Here is a 14,837-nt window from a genome sequence, read left to right as displayed (position 1 = left end):
CAGCAGGCTTTAGCTTGCTTTATCAAGATGTACATCCATTTGAGGGAATGGAATTTCAATACCTTCTTTATCAAGCGCTTCTTTGATTGCCTGTAGTGAATCAAAGTATACGTCCCAGTATTCAGACGTCTTAACCCAAGGGCGAACCACAAAGTTCACTGAAGAGTCTGCAAGAGCAACAACACCAATCTGGATGCCCGGCTCTTTTAGAATACGGCTATCTGCTTTCAGAGTTGCTTCAATGACAGCTTTAGTTTTCTGTAGATCCGCACTGTAAGAAACACCAATAACATGGTCAATACGGCGCTTATTGTGGCGAGAGTAGTTTGTAATTGCGCCACCGATAACAGAGGCGTTTGGTACTACTACCATTTTATTGTCTGGTGTTGTCAGCACTGTCTGGAAAATCTGAATAGAGTCAACAGAACCAGCAACACCACCGATCTCAACATAATCACCAGATTTAAACGGACGGAAAGCTACAATTAACACGCCTGCCGCGAAGTTAGATAGCGAACCTTGCAGAGCAAGACCAACAGCAAGACCTGCCGCACCAATAACCGCAACAACAGATGCCGTCTCAACACCAACACGACCAAGAGCCGCGATAAGAACAATAACGAACAACAGGTAACGAACAAGAGCCGATATAAAGTCTACAACAGCCTTATCCATATCCCGCTTAGAAAGTAACCTGGATACACTGCCAGCAATCGTCTTAACAATGATATTACCAATAAATAGGATAATAATTGCGGAGAGAATATTTACACCATACTGGATAAACAAATCAGAGTTACCTGAGATCCAGTTTTCAATCTTTGAGATACCCTCTGTTACCTCAGACATCGTTTCTTCAACTGCCATATTAATTTCCCTTAAAGCTATAAACTATTATTAGTTTGGCCAATCTATTAGCTTTGAGCTGAGCTAATAGCAAGCCCAATAAGCGTAGCGACTATAGATTGTATGAAAAAAAGTAGAGTCATATTTCTGTAAATAAAAATAAGCACTTACAGATCCCAACGCTTAGTAGATATAAGATAACTTAGTGTGACAGGAAACATCCAGCTCCTGAATTAAGAAAACACGAAAATAACATATTTGCTCTAAAAATCAGGATTTTCAGACATAAAAAAACCGCTCCGAAGAGCGGTTTTTGAATTCTTTGCTACAGACGGATTATAGTACGTCTACAGCATTAAGGTCAGCGAACGCCTGCTCAAGACGAGCAACCATAGAAGCCTGACCAGCACGTAGCCATACGCGTGGATCGTAGTACTTCTTATTTGGAGCGTCTTCGCCAGTTGGGTTACCAATCTGACCTTGTAGGAACTCACGGTTTTCCGCTTCGTATGCACGGATACCATCCCAACATGCCCACTGAGTATCAGTATCGATGTTCATTTTAATTACACCGTAGCCGATAGACTCTTGGATTTCTTCCTGAGAAGAACCAGAACCACCGTGGAATACGAAGTTTAGAGCATTAGGTGCAATACCAAACTTCTCTGCACAGTATGCTTGAGAGTCACGTAGGATAGTTGGAGTTAAAACAACGTTACCTGGTTTGTATACACCGTGTACGTTACCGAAAGAAGCTGCGATTGTGAAACGTGGGCTTACAGCGTTTAGTTTCTCGTATGCGTATGCAACATCTTCAGGGGAAGTGTAAAGCTCAGATGCGTCCATATCAGAGTTATCAACGCCATCTTCTTCACCACCAGTACAACCTAGTTCGATTTCTAGAGTCATGTTCATTTTAGCCATGCGCTCTAGGTACTTAGCAGAAATTTCGATGTTCTCTTCTAGAGACTCTTCAGAAAGGTCAATCATGTGAGAAGAGAATAGAGGCTTACCAGTTTGAGCGAAGAACTCTTCACCAGCGTCTAGTAGACCGTCGATCCAAGGAAGAAGTTTCTTAGCCGCGTGGTCAGTGTGAAGAATTACAGGTACACCGTAAGACTCAGCTACAGCGTGAACGTACTTAGCACCAGCTACAGCACCAAGGATTTGAGCTTCCTGACCTTCTAGTTTCAGGCCCTTACCAGCGAAGAATGCAGCACCGCCGTTAGAGAACTGAACGATAACTGGAGACTTAACTTTAGCAGCTGCTTCTAGTACTGCGTTTACAGAGTCAGTACCAACACAGTTTACTGCAGGTAGAGCGAAGTTGTTTTCTTTAGCAACTTCAAATACTTTTTGTACGTCATCACCAGCAATAACGCCTGGCTTTACGAAATCGAAGATCTTAGACATGGAATAAGTCCTATTTTCTGTCGTATAAATTAAAAATTACAATCGAATTTTGCAATCGTTTGCTAACAACGTGCGGCATTTTAGCAACAAAATGGCAACTTCAGCAAACAAGAAAGCGGGAAAAAAATTCCCGCTTTATAAATCAATAATTAAGCTTTAGCGCGCTCTTCTAGCATTGCTACTGCAGGTAGTACTTTACCTTCTACAAACTCAAGGAAAGCACCGCCACCTGTAGAGATGTAAGAAACGTCAGCTTTGATACCGAACTTGTCGATAGCCGCTAGAGTGTCACCACCACCAGCTACAGAGAAACCAGCAGATTCTGCGATAGCTTTAGAGATACCAGCTGTACCAGCTTCGAAGTTCTTGAATTCAAATACGCCTACAGGGCCGTTCCAAAGGATAGTTTTTGCATTGCCGATGATTTCAGCAAGAGCAGCAGTTGAATCAGGACCAAGGTCGAAGATCATGTCGTCGTCAGCTACGTCTGCAACGTTCTTGATTTCAGCTTCAGCGTTTTCGTCGAATGCTTTTGCACAAGCAACGTCAGTAGCTACTGGGATTGAACACTCTTTCATTAGCTTCTGAGCAGTTTCAACAAGATCTGCTTCGTATAGAGATTTACCAACATTGTGGCCATCAGCAGCGATGAATGTGTTTGCGATACCACCACCAACAACAAGCTGGTCAGCTACTTTAGATAGCGACTCAAGAACAGTTAGTTTAGTAGAAACCTTAGAACCACCTACAATAGCAACAAGTGGACGCTCTGGGTTGTCCATTGCTTTACCTAGAGCTTCAAGCTCAGCAGCAAGTAGAGGGCCAGCACATGCTACAGGAGCGTTCATACCTACACCGTGTGTAGAAGCTTGTGCACGGTGAGCAGTACCGAATGCATCCATTACGAATACGTCACATAGTGCAGCGTATTTCTTAGAAAGCTCTTCTTCGTTCTTCTTCTCGCCTTTGTTGAAACGAACGTTTTCAAGAACAACTAGCTCACCAGCGTTTAGCTCAAGACCGTTCAGGTAGTCTTTAGCTAGTTTAACGTCACAATCAAGTGCATCGTTCAGGTAGTTAACTACAGGCTGTAGAGAGAACTCTTCTGCGTATTCACCTTCAGTTGGGCGACCTAGGTGAGAAGTAACCATTACTTTAGCACCAGCTTCAAGACATAGCTTGATAGTTGGAAGTGATGCAAGGATACGTGCATCAGAAGTTACTTTGCCATCTTTAACTGGCACGTTTAGGTCAGCACGGATAAATACACGTTTACCTGCTAGGTCCAGGTCAGTCATCTTGATTACAGACATGGTTCGTCCTCTCGATTTTAAATTTAGAAAGTTTGATTAGCCTGACAATACGTCAAGCCTTATTAATTCTTTACTACAAATTATTGTGGGGATATTTATATTTTTTTCAAGTCATGAAATAAATATTTTCCCCCCTGCCCTACCTACAGCTCAAAAGGTAGGGGGCTACGTTCAGCAATACACTACTTACCTGAACATAACTAACGCGGTATCCAGCATACGATTGGCAAAACCCCATTCGTTGTCACACCAAACCAGCATTTTCACCAGATGACCGTCACTTACTCTGGTCTGCGTACCATCGACAATCGCACTATGCGGGTCGTGGTTAAAGTCAATCGAAACCAGAGGTGATTCAGTATAGTCAACAATGTGACGTAATGTACACTGAGACGCCTCTATGATGGTTTGATTTACGTCATTAACTTTCACATTTGTATTGATTGTTACACTCAAATCCATTGCCGTGACGTTAACGGTTGGTACTCTAACCGAAATTGCCTCAAATTTGTTGGAAAATTTCGGAAAAATTCTTTCAATTCCTTTGTGAAGTTTTGTATCTACAGGAATGATAGACTGGCTGGCTGCGCGTGTTCGTCTCAGGTCAGAATGATAGGCGTCGATAACCTGTTGATCGTTCATTGAGGAGTGAATAGTCGTGATTGTACCAGACTGAATACCAAAGGCTTCATCTAACACTTTGATAATAGGGACAATACAGTTTGTTGTACATGAACCGTTGGAAACGATCTTATGTTCTGGCTTAAGAGTGTCGTGGTTTACGCCATAGATAATTGTGTTGTCTAAGTCGTTGGCTCCGGGATGAGAGAACAACACTTTCTTGGCCCCAGCGGCGATATGCTTTTCACCATCGGCTTTATTGCCAAACACACCTGTACAGTCAAAAACGATATCTATATTAAGATCGCGCCACGGTAGAAGCTCTATATCGGCAAGGTGAAGAATACGAACAGAGTCGTAACTGTTGTCGTCGTTATGGATAAACAGATGTTCCTGATCATTAGTAATTTTTTTACCAAAACGACCATGGCTGGTATCGTACTGAAGGAGGTGCGCCATGGCATCAGGCTGCGCCAGCTCGTTAACAGCAACAATCTGGATCTGCTCTCGCTTCCCACTTTCGTATAAAGCACGAAGGACATTGCGTCCTATCCGACCAAATCCATTTATAGCGACTCTTAGCATTTTAGTGTTGTTCCTTTTTTATTCTTGGTAGCCCTTTTACCATAAAGCCTGAATGTCGTCATTCCTGCGAAGGCAGGAATCTAAAAAAATGCCCTCATAATTATTGGAACAACATTTTCTTACTGTATGTATGGATTAGATCCCGGACAATTGCTAACGCAATTTCCGGGATGACAATGATAAAACGAGAGAACGATGGTATAAAAAAAACCGGGCATCTATAGCCCGGCTCTCGTAGTCGTTATTGCTTATTAAATTAAGCTAGTACTTCTTTCGCTGTCTCTACTGCATTTTCAACAGTGAAGCCAAACATCTTGAATAGCTCACCTGCTGGTGCAGATTCACCGAAGGTTGTCATACCGATGATGCGGCCGTCGAAACCAACGTACTTGTACCAGTAATCAGCGATACCTGCTTCGATAGCAACGCGAGCCGTCACGTCAGAAGGCAGTACAGATTCACGGTACTCAGCGTCTTGCGCGTCGAATACGTCCGTTGCAGGCATAGATACTACGCGTACCTTCTTACCTTCTGCCGTTAGTACTGCTGCAGCTTCAACAGCTAGCTCTACTTCAGAACCAGTAGCTATGAAGATAAGCTCTGGCTTGCCATCACAATCTTTCAGTACGTATGCACCTTTCGCGATGTTCGCTACCTGCTCTGCATCACGCTCTTGCTGTGCAAGGTTCTGACGAGAGAAGATAAGAGAAGTAGGACCATCTTTACGCTCAATCGCGTACTTCCATGCTACCGCAGATTCAACCTGGTCACATGGACGCCATGTGCTCATGTTTGGAGTGACACGCAGAGAAGCGATTTGCTCCACTGGCTGGTGCGTAGGGCCATCTTCACCCAGACCGATAGAGTCGTGAGTGTACACCTGGATGTTCTGCACCTTCATCAGTGCCGCCATACGCATTGCGTTACGCGCGTATTCCATAAACATCAGGAAGGTTGCACCGTAAGGAACAAAACCGCCGTGAAGGGCAATACCGTTCATGATAGCGGTCATACCAAATTCACGTACACCGTAGTGGATGTAGTTACCAGAGAAGTCTTCACGAGTTAGCGACTTAGAGCCAGACCACATAGTCAGGTTAGAAGGCGCAAGGTCAGCAGAGCCGCCCATGAATTCTGGCAGCATTGCACCGAACGCTTCTAGTGCGTTCTGAGATGCTTTACGTGATGCGATGTTTGCTGGGTTTGCCTGAAGGTCAGCGATGATAGCAGATGCTTTTTCTTCCCACTCAGCAGGCAGTTCACCGTTTACACGACGTTTGAACTCAGCTGCAAGCTCTGGGTAAGCCGCTGCGTATGCGTCAAACTTCGCGTTCCAGTCCGCTTCTTTTGCTGCGCCCGCTTCTTTTGCATCCCACGCTTCTGCGATGTCAGCCGGGATTTCAAATGGACCGTGCTCCCAACCCAGGAATTCACGCGCTGCTGCGATTTCTTCATGGCCTAGTGGTGCACCGTGACAGTCATGAGAACCAGACTTGTTAGGAGAACCAAAGCCAATGATAGTCTTAGTACAAATAAGAGTTGGGCGTGGGTCTGCTTTCGCTGCGATGATAGCCGCATCAATTGCCGCTGCATCGTGACCGTCAACAGCAGGGATTACGTGCCAGCCGTACGCTTCAAAACGCTTGGGAGTGTCATCTGCGAACCAGCCTTCAACGTGACCATCGATAGAGATACCGTTGTCATCCCAGAATGCGATTAGCTTACCAAGACCAAGCGTACCCGCCAGAGAACATGCTTCGTGAGAAACACCTTCCATCAGACAGCCATCACCCATAAATGCGTAAGTGTAGTGGTCAACGATGTCGTGGCCTTCTTTGTTGAACTGCTCTGCAAGAGAACGCTCAGCCATCGCCATACCAACAGCGTTAGTAATACCCTGGCCTAGTGGACCTGTTGTGGTCTCAACACCTGGCGCATAACCGTACTCTGGGTGGCCTGGAGTTTTAGAGTGTAGCTGACGGAAGTTCTTCAGGTCATCAATAGACAGCTCGTAGCCCGTCAGGTGAAGCAGAGAGTAAATCAGCATTGAGCCGTGGCCGTTTGACAGAATAAAGCGGTCGCGGTCAGCCCACTCTGGGTTTTGTGGGTTGTGGTTCATGTGGCCGCGCCATAGTACTTCGGCGATATCAGCCATACCCATAGGTGCACCTGGGTGACCAGAGTTTGCTTGTTGAACACCATCCATGCTTAGTGCGCGGATTGCATTTGCTAGTTCTTTTTGAGACGGCATGTCTGCTCCTGAATAGATAAGCGAATTCGTAAGAAAAAGGTAATAGAAAACGAAAAATTACTTGATATTCGTATTTACTAAATTGTATCCGGTCAATTTAGCGCGCCTATTCTCTCAAAGCCCCCATTTGACTGCAATCGTTTTCCCTTAAGAAAATACGGAATTTCCGAGTAGAAACCTCTTTTTTAAAGCGGTTTTTTTGTGCAATTTTCTCCATCGGAAAGATAAATTTTACTTGTAATTATGTAATCGCAAACTAGAATAGACGTCCAGATGTCGAAACACCCATACGTATGGTGTTTCCATAAATAATTATTTAAAGGGTGCCACTCGCATCCTTTTTCACTCTTAACTGGAGTTGACTATCATGGCTAAGCACCTATTTACTTCTGAATCTGTATCAGAAGGCCATCCGGATAAAATCGCGGATCAGATCTCTGACGCAGTACTAGATGCAATTCTTGAGCAGGATCCTAAAGCACGTGTTGCGTGTGAAACATACGTTAAAACCGGCATGGTCATGGTTGGTGGTGAAGTAACAACCTCTGCATGGGTTGATATTGAAGAACTGACTCGCCAGACTGTTCGCGAAATCGGTTATGTTCACTCGGACATGGGTTTCGATGCAAACTCTTGTGCCGTACTTAACACTATCGGTAAACAGTCTCCGGATATCAACCAGGGTGTTGATAAAGCAGATCCTAAAGAGCAAGGCGCTGGTGACCAGGGCATCATGTTCGGTTACGCAACGAACGAAACCGACGTACTAATGCCAGCTCCTATCACTTACTCTCACCTTCTTGTACAAAAGCAGGCTGAAGTACGTAAAGGCGGTCTTGACTGGCTACGTCCAGACGCTAAGTCTCAGGTAACATTCCAGTACGACCAGGGCAAGATCGTTGGTATCGATGCTGTTGTACTTTCAACTCAGCACTGTGACTCAATCTCTACTCCAGACCTTCGTGAAGCAGTGATGGAAGAGATCATCAAGCCAGTTCTTCCTTCTGAGTGGCTAAACAAAGAGACTAAGTACTTTATCAACCCAACCGGTCGTTTTGTAATCGGTGGCCCAATGGGTGACTGTGGTCTGACTGGCCGTAAGATCATCGTTGATACATACGGCGGCGCAGCTCGTCACGGTGGTGGTGCTTTCTCTGGTAAAGATCCATCAAAAGTTGACCGTTCTGCTGCATATGCTGCGCGTTACGTAGCTAAGAACATTGTTGCTGCTGGCCTTGCTGACCGCTGTGAAATCCAGCTTTCATACGCTATCGGTGTTGCAGATCCAACCTCTATCATGGTTGAGACTTTCGGTACTGAAAAAGTATCTCACGACATCATCATCGAAGCGGTACGCCAATTCTTCGACCTACGCCCATACGGTCTTCAGGAAATGCTGAACCTTCTTCAGCCTATCTACAAGAAGACTGCTGCATACGGTCACTTCGGTCGTGAAGAATTCCCATGGGAAGCAACAGATAAAGCAGCTCTAATTCGTGAGTTCGCAGGTCTAAAATAAGTAAATAGATTTTCTAAGCTTAAAGACAGATAATCGGGGTGCATTACGCACCCCTTTTTTATACTTAATTACGCTCACAGGGACATAAAATGACAAAAGCAAAAATTGGTATTGTTACCGTCAGCGATCGAGCAAGTGCCGGCGTTTACGAAGATATTTCAGGCAAAGCCATAATAGAAACACTCAACGATTACCTTACTTCTGAATGGGAGCCTGTTTACGAAGTTATCCCTGATGAGCAACATATTATTGAAGCCACTCTGATAAGAATGGCAGACGAAGAAAACTGCAGCCTGATCGTTACTACCGGGGGAACAGGGCCAGCGAAGCGCGACGTTACACCAGAGGCAACGGAAGCGGTATGTGATCGTATGATGCCAGGCTTTGGTGAGCTGATGCGTGCTGAATCATTAAAGTTTGTTCCGACCGCTATTCTTTCTCGCCAGACTGCAGGTCTTAGGGACGACAGCTTGATTGTTAACCTTCCAGGAAAGCCAAAATCAATTCGCGAGTGTCTGGATGCGGTATTCCCGGCTATCCCTTACTGCATTGACCTGATGGAAGGTCCTTTCCTAGAGTGCAATGAAGAGGTTATCAAGCCTTTCCGTCCTAAGAAAAAATAACTCAGATGACCGTCCTACCTTCAAACTTTGAAGATGATATTCGAAATAGAACAGCCTGGTGTATCCACCGGGCTGAAATTGCATTTCAGCGACCTTTCTCTCAACCGGAGATAAGCTTTAAGCTTCGTGGCAAAGCTGCCGGAAAAGCTTATTTACAAACCAATCTGGTTCGCCTGAATCCTGTTTTATTTCAGGAAAATTACCAGGCTTTTATCGATGAAGTCATCCCACATGAAATAGCTCATCTAATCACTTATCAACTTTTTGGTAAGGTTCGTCCCCATGGGTATGAATGGCAAATGGTGATGGAAAAAGTATTCCGTATTCCAGCTAAAACTACCCATAGCTTCGAAATTGCCTCTGTACAGGGAAAAACCTTTGAGTACAAATGCGGTTGCGAGACCTACCCCCTATCTGTGAGACGCCATAACAAAGTCCTAAGGCAACAAGCTAGCTATATGTGCAAAAGCTGCCAGCAACCGCTAGTATTTACAGGCACGCAACTTACCTGAACCTAAAGAATAGAAAACCCTTGTTTTTTTAGTTCTCTGCATCCATGTTATGGAAAGTTATTTATTTTCTTTCAGGAAACCACTGGCATGCGAGTTCCACGTATTTATCATCCAGAGTCAATCAACCAGCTAGGCACTATTTTTCTTAGTGATGACGCAGCCGGACACGTTGGACGAGTTCTTCGCATGAAACCCGGTCAGGAAGTTCTTTTATTTGACGGAAGTAACGCTGAATTTCCAGCCAAAATTACCGAAGTCAGCAAAAAGAACGTTCAGGTAGATGTTCTTGAGCGTATAGAGAAGAGCATTGAATCACCTTTAGATATACACCTCGGTCAGGTGGTATCTCGTGGTGAGAAGATGGAATTTACCATCCAGAAATCAGTAGAGCTTGGCGTCAACACCATTACCCCTCTCATCTCAGAGCGTTGCGGTGTAAAGCTGGACCCTAAAAGGTTTGAAAAAAACTCGCTCAATGGCAAAAGATTGCTATTGCGGCTTGCGAACAATGCGGCCGGAACCGCGTGCCTGTAGTAAGGCCTCTAATGAAGCTGGAAGATTGGTGTGCCGAGCAGGATGACGCACTAAAGTTAAATCTACATCCAAGAGCAAAATATTCCATCAATACCCTTCCAGAGCCTATACAAAAGGTGCGTCTGTTAATTGGGCCTGAAGGAGGCCTGTCTGCTGAAGAAATTAGCATGACCGAAGAACACAAGTTTGAAGAAACACTATTAGGGCCAAGAGTCCTTAGAACAGAAACCGCAGCACTCACTGCAATTACAGCATTACAAGTTCGCTTTGGCGACCTTGGTTAATATGGAGAGAACAATGATTAAGCTAGGCATAGTAATGGACCCTATCTCGTCCATTAACATAAAAAAAGATTCAAGTTTTGCCATGATGCTTGAAGCGCAGAAGCGCGGTTACGAAATTCACTACATGGAGATGGGTGATCTCCATCTTGATCAGGGCACAGCTGTTGCAGACACAAAAGTGGTTGAGCTAAAAGAAGATCCAAACGGCTGGTACGAATTCAAATCAGAGCAAACCATAGAGCTTTCTGAACTTGATGCTGTCCTTATGCGTAAAGATCCTCCTTTTGATACAGAGTATATCTACGCTACTTACATTCTGGAACGCGCAGAAGAGAAAGGCACTCTGATTGTAAACAAACCCCAGAGCCTACGAGACTGCAACGAAAAGCTATTTACCGCCTGGTTCCCGGAACTAACTCCAACGACTATCGTTACCCGCAAAGCAGAAAAGATCCGTGAGTTTCAGGCTGAGCATGGCGACGTAATTCTTAAACCACTTGACGGTATGGGTGGTGCTTCTATTTTCCGTGTTAAGCAGGGCGATCCCAATGTATCAGTGATCATTGAAACTCTGACTAACCACGGCCAGTACTACGCTATGGCTCAGACCTTCGTCCCTGACATTAGCAATGGTGACAAGCGCATACTGGTAGTAGATGGTGAACCTATGCCTTATTGTCTGGCGCGCATTCCTGCCGAAGGAGAGACACGCGGCAACCTTGCGGCTGGAGGTACAGGAGAGGCAAGACCATTAAGTGAGACTGATCTCAAAATTGCGCAAGCAGTTGCACCTACACTAAAAGAAAAAGGTCTTATTTTTGTAGGCCTTGATGTCATTGGAGACAAGCTGACGGAAATAAATGTCACCAGTCCTACCTGTATTCGTGAAATAGAAGCTGCATTTGACGTGTCTATTACAGGTAAGCTCATGGATGCAATTGAAAGAAGACTTGGCAAATAAGTCTGTCTTCTCACGGGAGAGATAACATGAATTTAGCTAATCATTTCCTTGTTGCTATGCCTGGTATGCAAGATCCACTATTTAAACGTTCTGTTATCTACATCTGTGAACACAACGAAGAAGGGGCGATGGGGCTTGTCGTTAATGTTCCCATCGATATTACCGTAGGTGGTATGCTTAAACAGGTTGATGTGGAGTCAGCCCATCCTCAGGTTAATCAGGACAGTCTGACTCAGCCAGTGCTAAGTGGAGGCCCGGTATCCGAAGATCGCGGGTTTATCCTCCACCGCCCTAAAGATCAATATCATTCAAGCGTCAATATGACGGATGACCTTACAGTAACCACATCCAAAGATATTCTTGGAGTGCTGGGAACAGAGGCCGAGCCAAAAGATTATATTGTCGCCCTGGGTTATTCTGGCTGGACAGCGGGACAACTTGAAAACGAACTGGCAGATAACTCCTGGCTAACCGTGGAAGCAGACCCAAGTGTTATCTTCGATATCCCTGTTCAGGAGCGCTGGAGCAAAGCGGTAGAAATGTTAGGTATTGATGCAGCGCAGCTATCGACAGATGCAGGACACGCGTAACGATAGCTTACGTAGAGCCTCATTCCCACGGTCTCCGTGGGAATGCATACCTGAGCTAGTAGTAACTTTATCCGCGTTTGCACCTGTATGAGATCTTTTAACTACAGTATGCGTTACCACGCAGGAGCGTGGTAACGAGTAAATATGAGCTAACTAATGTCTTCAAGAACAATAATGGCCTTCGACTACGGTACAAAAAGTATCGGTAGTGCGATTGGACAGGAAATTACAGGAACTGCTTCTCCACTGAAAGCATTCAAAGCCAATGATGGCATTCCAAACTGGGATGATATCGAAAAACAGCTAAAAGAATGGAAGCCAGATCTGATTGTCGTTGGGCTGCCAACGGATCTTCACGGTAAAGTTCTTGAAGCGATTACTCCAAGAGCGAAGAAGTTTGCTAATCGTCTGCATGGCCGGTTTGGTCTTCCTGTAGAGCTGCACGATGAACGCCTGTCGACGGCAGAAGCTCGTGCTGAACTCTTTGAGATGGGGGGTTACAAAGCCCTAAGCAAAGGAAATATCGACTGTCAGTCTGCTGTTGTTATTCTTGAAAGCTGGTTTGAAGCACAGTGGGGGTAATTCCCCACTGTTAATTCTGCTTAGTCCATATCTATAGTTACATTATCCAATAAACCGCTGCCGCCAATATCGCCTCGTTTGGTTTTTAGCATCATTCGAAGATCATTGGCTGAATCCGCGCTGTGCAGAGCATCTTCTTCCGAGATCTTAGCTTCCGCTACTAACTGATAGAGAGACTGATCGAAGGTCATCATTCCGCTTTCATTAGATCGAGCCATTGTTGCTTTGATCTCATGTAGATCGCCTTTACGGATAAGATCAGAAACTCGTGGAGTATTTAGAAGCAGCTCGAAACACCCATGACGACCATTTCCATCTTTGTCGCGAATAAGCTGCTGACCAATGATCCCTTTAAGGTTAACTGACAGATCAAACAGGAATTGCTCTCTGGCATCTTTAGGCACCAAATTAAGAATTCGTTCTAAGGCCTGATTAGCATTATTGGCGTGCAATGTTGCCATACAGAGATGTCCAGTTTCCGCAAAGTTCATTGCGTACTCCATGGTTTCCCGGGTTCTAATTTCGCCGATCAGAATCATATCTGGCGCTTGTCTTAGAGAGTTTTTCAGTGCAACTTCAAAGCTCTCCGTATCCAGGCCAACCTCACGCTGTGTAACAATGCATTTGTCATGCTGATGCACAAACTCTATAGGATCTTCTACTGTCAGGATGTGCCCGCTACGTTGCTGATTGCGGTATCCAGTCATCGCAGCCATGGTTGTTGATTTACCTGAGCCAGTGGCCCCAACCACCAGCACTAAGCCTCTCTTAGCCACTGCCAGGTCTTTCATGATATTAGGTAATCGCAGTTGCTCGATGGTCGGGATCTCTGTTTCGATCCGACGAATAACAGCCCCCGGAAGCTCTCTCTGGAAAAATGCACTGATACGAAAACGCCCATTGTCGCGAACGATGGCAAAATTAGCCTCTTTGGTTTGCACAAACTCTTGCTTGCGCTCTTCATCCATACAGGAATCAAGCATCTGAGATACATGCTCTTCGTCCATAACTGCACTGATTGCTTTCAGCTCTCCATCAATCCGCAAGAAACATGGTGCATCAACAGTGATATAAAGATCAGAGGCTTTGTTATCCAGCATCTGATTAAGCGCATAATCCAGTAGCATAGTGACTTTTCCTTTAAAACCCGTTAGCTGAAATAGTGGTTACTTCAATCTTTTTATTTACTTCCTGCTGATCAACAAAGCCTTGAGCCAGCAACTGTTTGGCTCCCTGTTCCATTGTCTTCATACCAGTTGCCGCCCCCGTCTGGATAATGGATTGCATCTGAGCCACTTTATCTTCCCGGATAAGATTTCGGATAGCGCTATTGGCAATCATAATTTCGTGACATGCGACCCGACCACCACCGATTCGTTTCAGCAACTTCTGCGCGATTACCGCTCTTAGCGATTCAGACAGCATAGAGCGAACCATGTTCTTATCTTCGCCTGGGAAGACGTCAATGATTCGGTCGATAGTTTTTGCGGCTGAGCTTGTATGCAGAGTACCGAATACCAGGTGCCCTGTTTCTGCTGCGGTAAGAGCAAGACTAATGGTTTCCTGATCCCTAAGCTCACCAACCAATATTACATCCGGATCTTCACGTAATGCAGAACGAAGCGCTGCTTTAAAGCTATGCGTATCCCTGTGAACTTCCCGTTGGTTGATCAGGCACTTATTATTTTCATGAACAAACTCAATGGGATCTTCAATCGTCAGGATATGTTTATTGTGGTGCTGGTTTATGTAATCCACCATCGCCGCAAGAGTCGTCGACTTACCAGAACCAGTTGGGCCTGTCACCAAAACCAGGCCTTTTTCATAGTTAGCTATTTCATTAAAAATATCCGGTGCTTCCAACTCATCCAAAGTTGGTATTCTGGTAGGAATAGTCCGAAATACCGCAGCACATCCCCTGCTCTGATTAAACGCATTCACACGGAATCGGCCAATTTGAGGCAACTCAAAAGAAAAATCGACTTCAAGTTTCTCTTCAAACTCAGCTCTTTGAGCGTCATTCATGATATCGAATACAAGTTTGTGCACATCTGAATGACTGAATGCTGGCACTCCAAGCTTTCTTACGTCACCATCTATCCTTATCATTGGAGGAACACCTGCAGAAAGATGTAGATCTGACGCATTATGCTTTACACTAAATTGCAGTAATTCGGCGATATCCATTTAATTTTCCTAAAAA

General features: G+C 45.0%; 13 protein-coding genes and 1 pseudogene. 7 read left to right on the top strand and 7 right to left on the bottom strand.

Translation table 11 applies throughout. The features are described from left to right. Nucleotides 1–9 precede the first annotated feature (9 nt). The 5 genes from mscS to tkt form a co-directional block, all read right to left on the bottom strand. Complete coding sequence (gene mscS, locus P7F88_RS13970) at nucleotides 10–867, bottom strand: small-conductance mechanosensitive channel MscS (RefSeq protein ID WP_277825639.1); 858 nt, start codon at nucleotides 865–867, stop codon at nucleotides 10–12. 315 nt (nucleotides 868–1,182) lie between these two features. Then, nucleotides 1,183–2,259, bottom strand: a complete 1,077-nt coding sequence (gene fbaA, locus P7F88_RS13965; RefSeq protein WP_277825637.1) for a class II fructose-bisphosphate aldolase — start codon at nucleotides 2,257–2,259, stop codon at nucleotides 1,183–1,185. Between the two features lie 149 nt (nucleotides 2,260–2,408). Beyond that, a complete protein-coding gene (locus P7F88_RS13960) occupies nucleotides 2,409–3,572 on the bottom strand; it encodes a phosphoglycerate kinase (RefSeq protein WP_277825635.1) in 1,164 nt (387 codons plus the stop codon). A gap of 186 nt (nucleotides 3,573–3,758) precedes the next feature. Next, on the bottom strand, nucleotides 3,759–4,778 hold the full coding sequence (gene epd, locus P7F88_RS13955) for an erythrose-4-phosphate dehydrogenase (RefSeq protein ID WP_277825633.1): 1,020 nt from the start codon (nucleotides 4,776–4,778) through the stop codon (nucleotides 3,759–3,761). A gap of 256 nt (nucleotides 4,779–5,034) precedes the next feature. Next, nucleotides 5,035–7,029 carry a transketolase gene (gene tkt / locus P7F88_RS13950; protein WP_277825631.1) on the bottom strand — a complete coding sequence of 665 codons (1,995 nt, stop codon included), beginning with the start codon at nucleotides 7,027–7,029 and terminating at the stop codon, nucleotides 5,035–5,037. A gap of 367 nt (nucleotides 7,030–7,396) precedes the next feature. On the opposite strand from tkt, the gene metK reads away from it, so the two are divergent. The 7 genes and pseudogenes from metK to ruvX all read left to right on the top strand — a co-directional run bounded on the left by metK (nucleotide 7,397) and on the right by ruvX (nucleotide 12,634). Continuing rightward, nucleotides 7,397–8,548 (top strand): methionine adenosyltransferase, encoded by a 1,152-nt coding sequence (gene metK, locus P7F88_RS13945; protein WP_277825629.1) that lies wholly within the window; start codon nucleotides 7,397–7,399, stop codon nucleotides 8,546–8,548. A gap of 89 nt (nucleotides 8,549–8,637) precedes the next feature. After that, a complete protein-coding gene (gene mog, locus P7F88_RS13940) occupies nucleotides 8,638–9,171 on the top strand; it encodes a molybdopterin adenylyltransferase (RefSeq protein ID WP_277825627.1) in 534 nt (177 codons plus the stop codon). 5 nt (nucleotides 9,172–9,176) lie between these two features. Further along, entirely contained in the window at nucleotides 9,177–9,683 is a 507-nt protein-coding gene (locus P7F88_RS13935; protein WP_277825625.1) for a SprT family zinc-dependent metalloprotease, read from the top strand. A gap of 87 nt (nucleotides 9,684–9,770) precedes the next feature. Continuing rightward, nucleotides 9,771–10,501: pseudogene (rsmE, locus tag P7F88_RS13930) on the top strand (16S rRNA (uracil(1498)-N(3))-methyltransferase). A gap of 13 nt (nucleotides 10,502–10,514) precedes the next feature. Beyond that, entirely contained in the window at nucleotides 10,515–11,462 is a 948-nt protein-coding gene (gene gshB, locus P7F88_RS13925) for a glutathione synthase (RefSeq protein WP_277825623.1), read from the top strand. A 26-nt stretch (nucleotides 11,463–11,488) separates the two neighbouring features. After that, nucleotides 11,489–12,052: a YqgE/AlgH family protein gene (locus P7F88_RS13920; RefSeq protein ID WP_277825621.1), complete on the top strand. Its 564-nt coding sequence runs from the start codon at nucleotides 11,489–11,491 to the stop codon at nucleotides 12,050–12,052. Nucleotides 12,053–12,208: 156 nt separating this feature from the next. Next, entirely contained in the window at nucleotides 12,209–12,634 is a 426-nt protein-coding gene (gene ruvX, locus P7F88_RS13915) for a Holliday junction resolvase RuvX (protein WP_277825619.1), read from the top strand. Nucleotides 12,635–12,654: 20 nt separating this feature from the next. Here the strand turns inward: ruvX and P7F88_RS13910 are convergent, their stop codons facing one another. Together P7F88_RS13910 and P7F88_RS13905 are read right to left on the bottom strand one after the other, a co-directional pair. After that, nucleotides 12,655–13,761, bottom strand: coding sequence for a PilT/PilU family type 4a pilus ATPase (locus P7F88_RS13910; RefSeq protein WP_277825617.1), 1,107 nt, complete (start codon nucleotides 13,759–13,761; stop codon nucleotides 12,655–12,657). 13 nt (nucleotides 13,762–13,774) lie between these two features. After that, nucleotides 13,775–14,821 carry a type IV pilus twitching motility protein PilT gene (locus P7F88_RS13905; protein ID WP_277825615.1) on the bottom strand — a complete coding sequence of 349 codons (1,047 nt, stop codon included), beginning with the start codon at nucleotides 14,819–14,821 and terminating at the stop codon, nucleotides 13,775–13,777. Nucleotides 14,822–14,837 lie beyond the last annotated feature (16 nt).

Origin of the sequence: Vibrio hannami (assembly GCF_029589055.1) — a bacterium.
Taxonomy (GTDB): Bacteria; Pseudomonadota; Gammaproteobacteria; order Enterobacterales; family Vibrionaceae; genus Vibrio; species Vibrio hannami.
This window is presented reverse-complemented; position numbering and strand designations above follow the sequence as displayed.

Excerpts from the sequence above, each read along its gene's own strand:
- mog (WP_277825627.1), top strand. The coding sequence starts at position 8,638 with ATGACAAAAGCAAAAATTGGTATTGTTACCGTCAGCGATCGAGCAAGT.
- metK (WP_277825629.1), top strand. The coding sequence starts at position 7,397 with ATGGCTAAGCACCTATTTACTTCTGAATCTGTATCAGAAGGCCATCCG.
- P7F88_RS13920 (WP_277825621.1), top strand. The coding sequence starts at position 11,489 with ATGAATTTAGCTAATCATTTCCTTGTTGCTATGCCTGGTATGCAAGAT.
- gshB (WP_277825623.1), top strand. The coding sequence starts at position 10,515 with ATGATTAAGCTAGGCATAGTAATGGACCCTATCTCGTCCATTAACATA.
- P7F88_RS13905 (WP_277825615.1), bottom strand. The coding sequence starts at position 14,821 with ATGGATATCGCCGAATTACTGCAATTTAGTGTAAAGCATAATGCGTCA.
- P7F88_RS13910 (WP_277825617.1), bottom strand. The coding sequence starts at position 13,761 with ATGCTACTGGATTATGCGCTTAATCAGATGCTGGATAACAAAGCCTCT.
- P7F88_RS13935 (WP_277825625.1), top strand. The coding sequence starts at position 9,177 with ATGACCGTCCTACCTTCAAACTTTGAAGATGATATTCGAAATAGAACA.
- tkt (WP_277825631.1), bottom strand. The coding sequence starts at position 7,029 with ATGCCGTCTCAAAAAGAACTAGCAAATGCAATCCGCGCACTAAGCATG.
- fbaA (WP_277825637.1), bottom strand. The coding sequence starts at position 2,259 with ATGTCTAAGATCTTCGATTTCGTAAAGCCAGGCGTTATTGCTGGTGAT.
- mscS (WP_277825639.1), bottom strand. The coding sequence starts at position 867 with ATGGCAGTTGAAGAAACGATGTCTGAGGTAACAGAGGGTATCTCAAAG.
- ruvX (WP_277825619.1), top strand. The coding sequence starts at position 12,209 with ATGTCTTCAAGAACAATAATGGCCTTCGACTACGGTACAAAAAGTATC.
- P7F88_RS13960 (WP_277825635.1), bottom strand. The coding sequence starts at position 3,572 with ATGTCTGTAATCAAGATGACTGACCTGGACCTAGCAGGTAAACGTGTA.
- epd (WP_277825633.1), bottom strand. The coding sequence starts at position 4,778 with ATGCTAAGAGTCGCTATAAATGGATTTGGTCGGATAGGACGCAATGTC.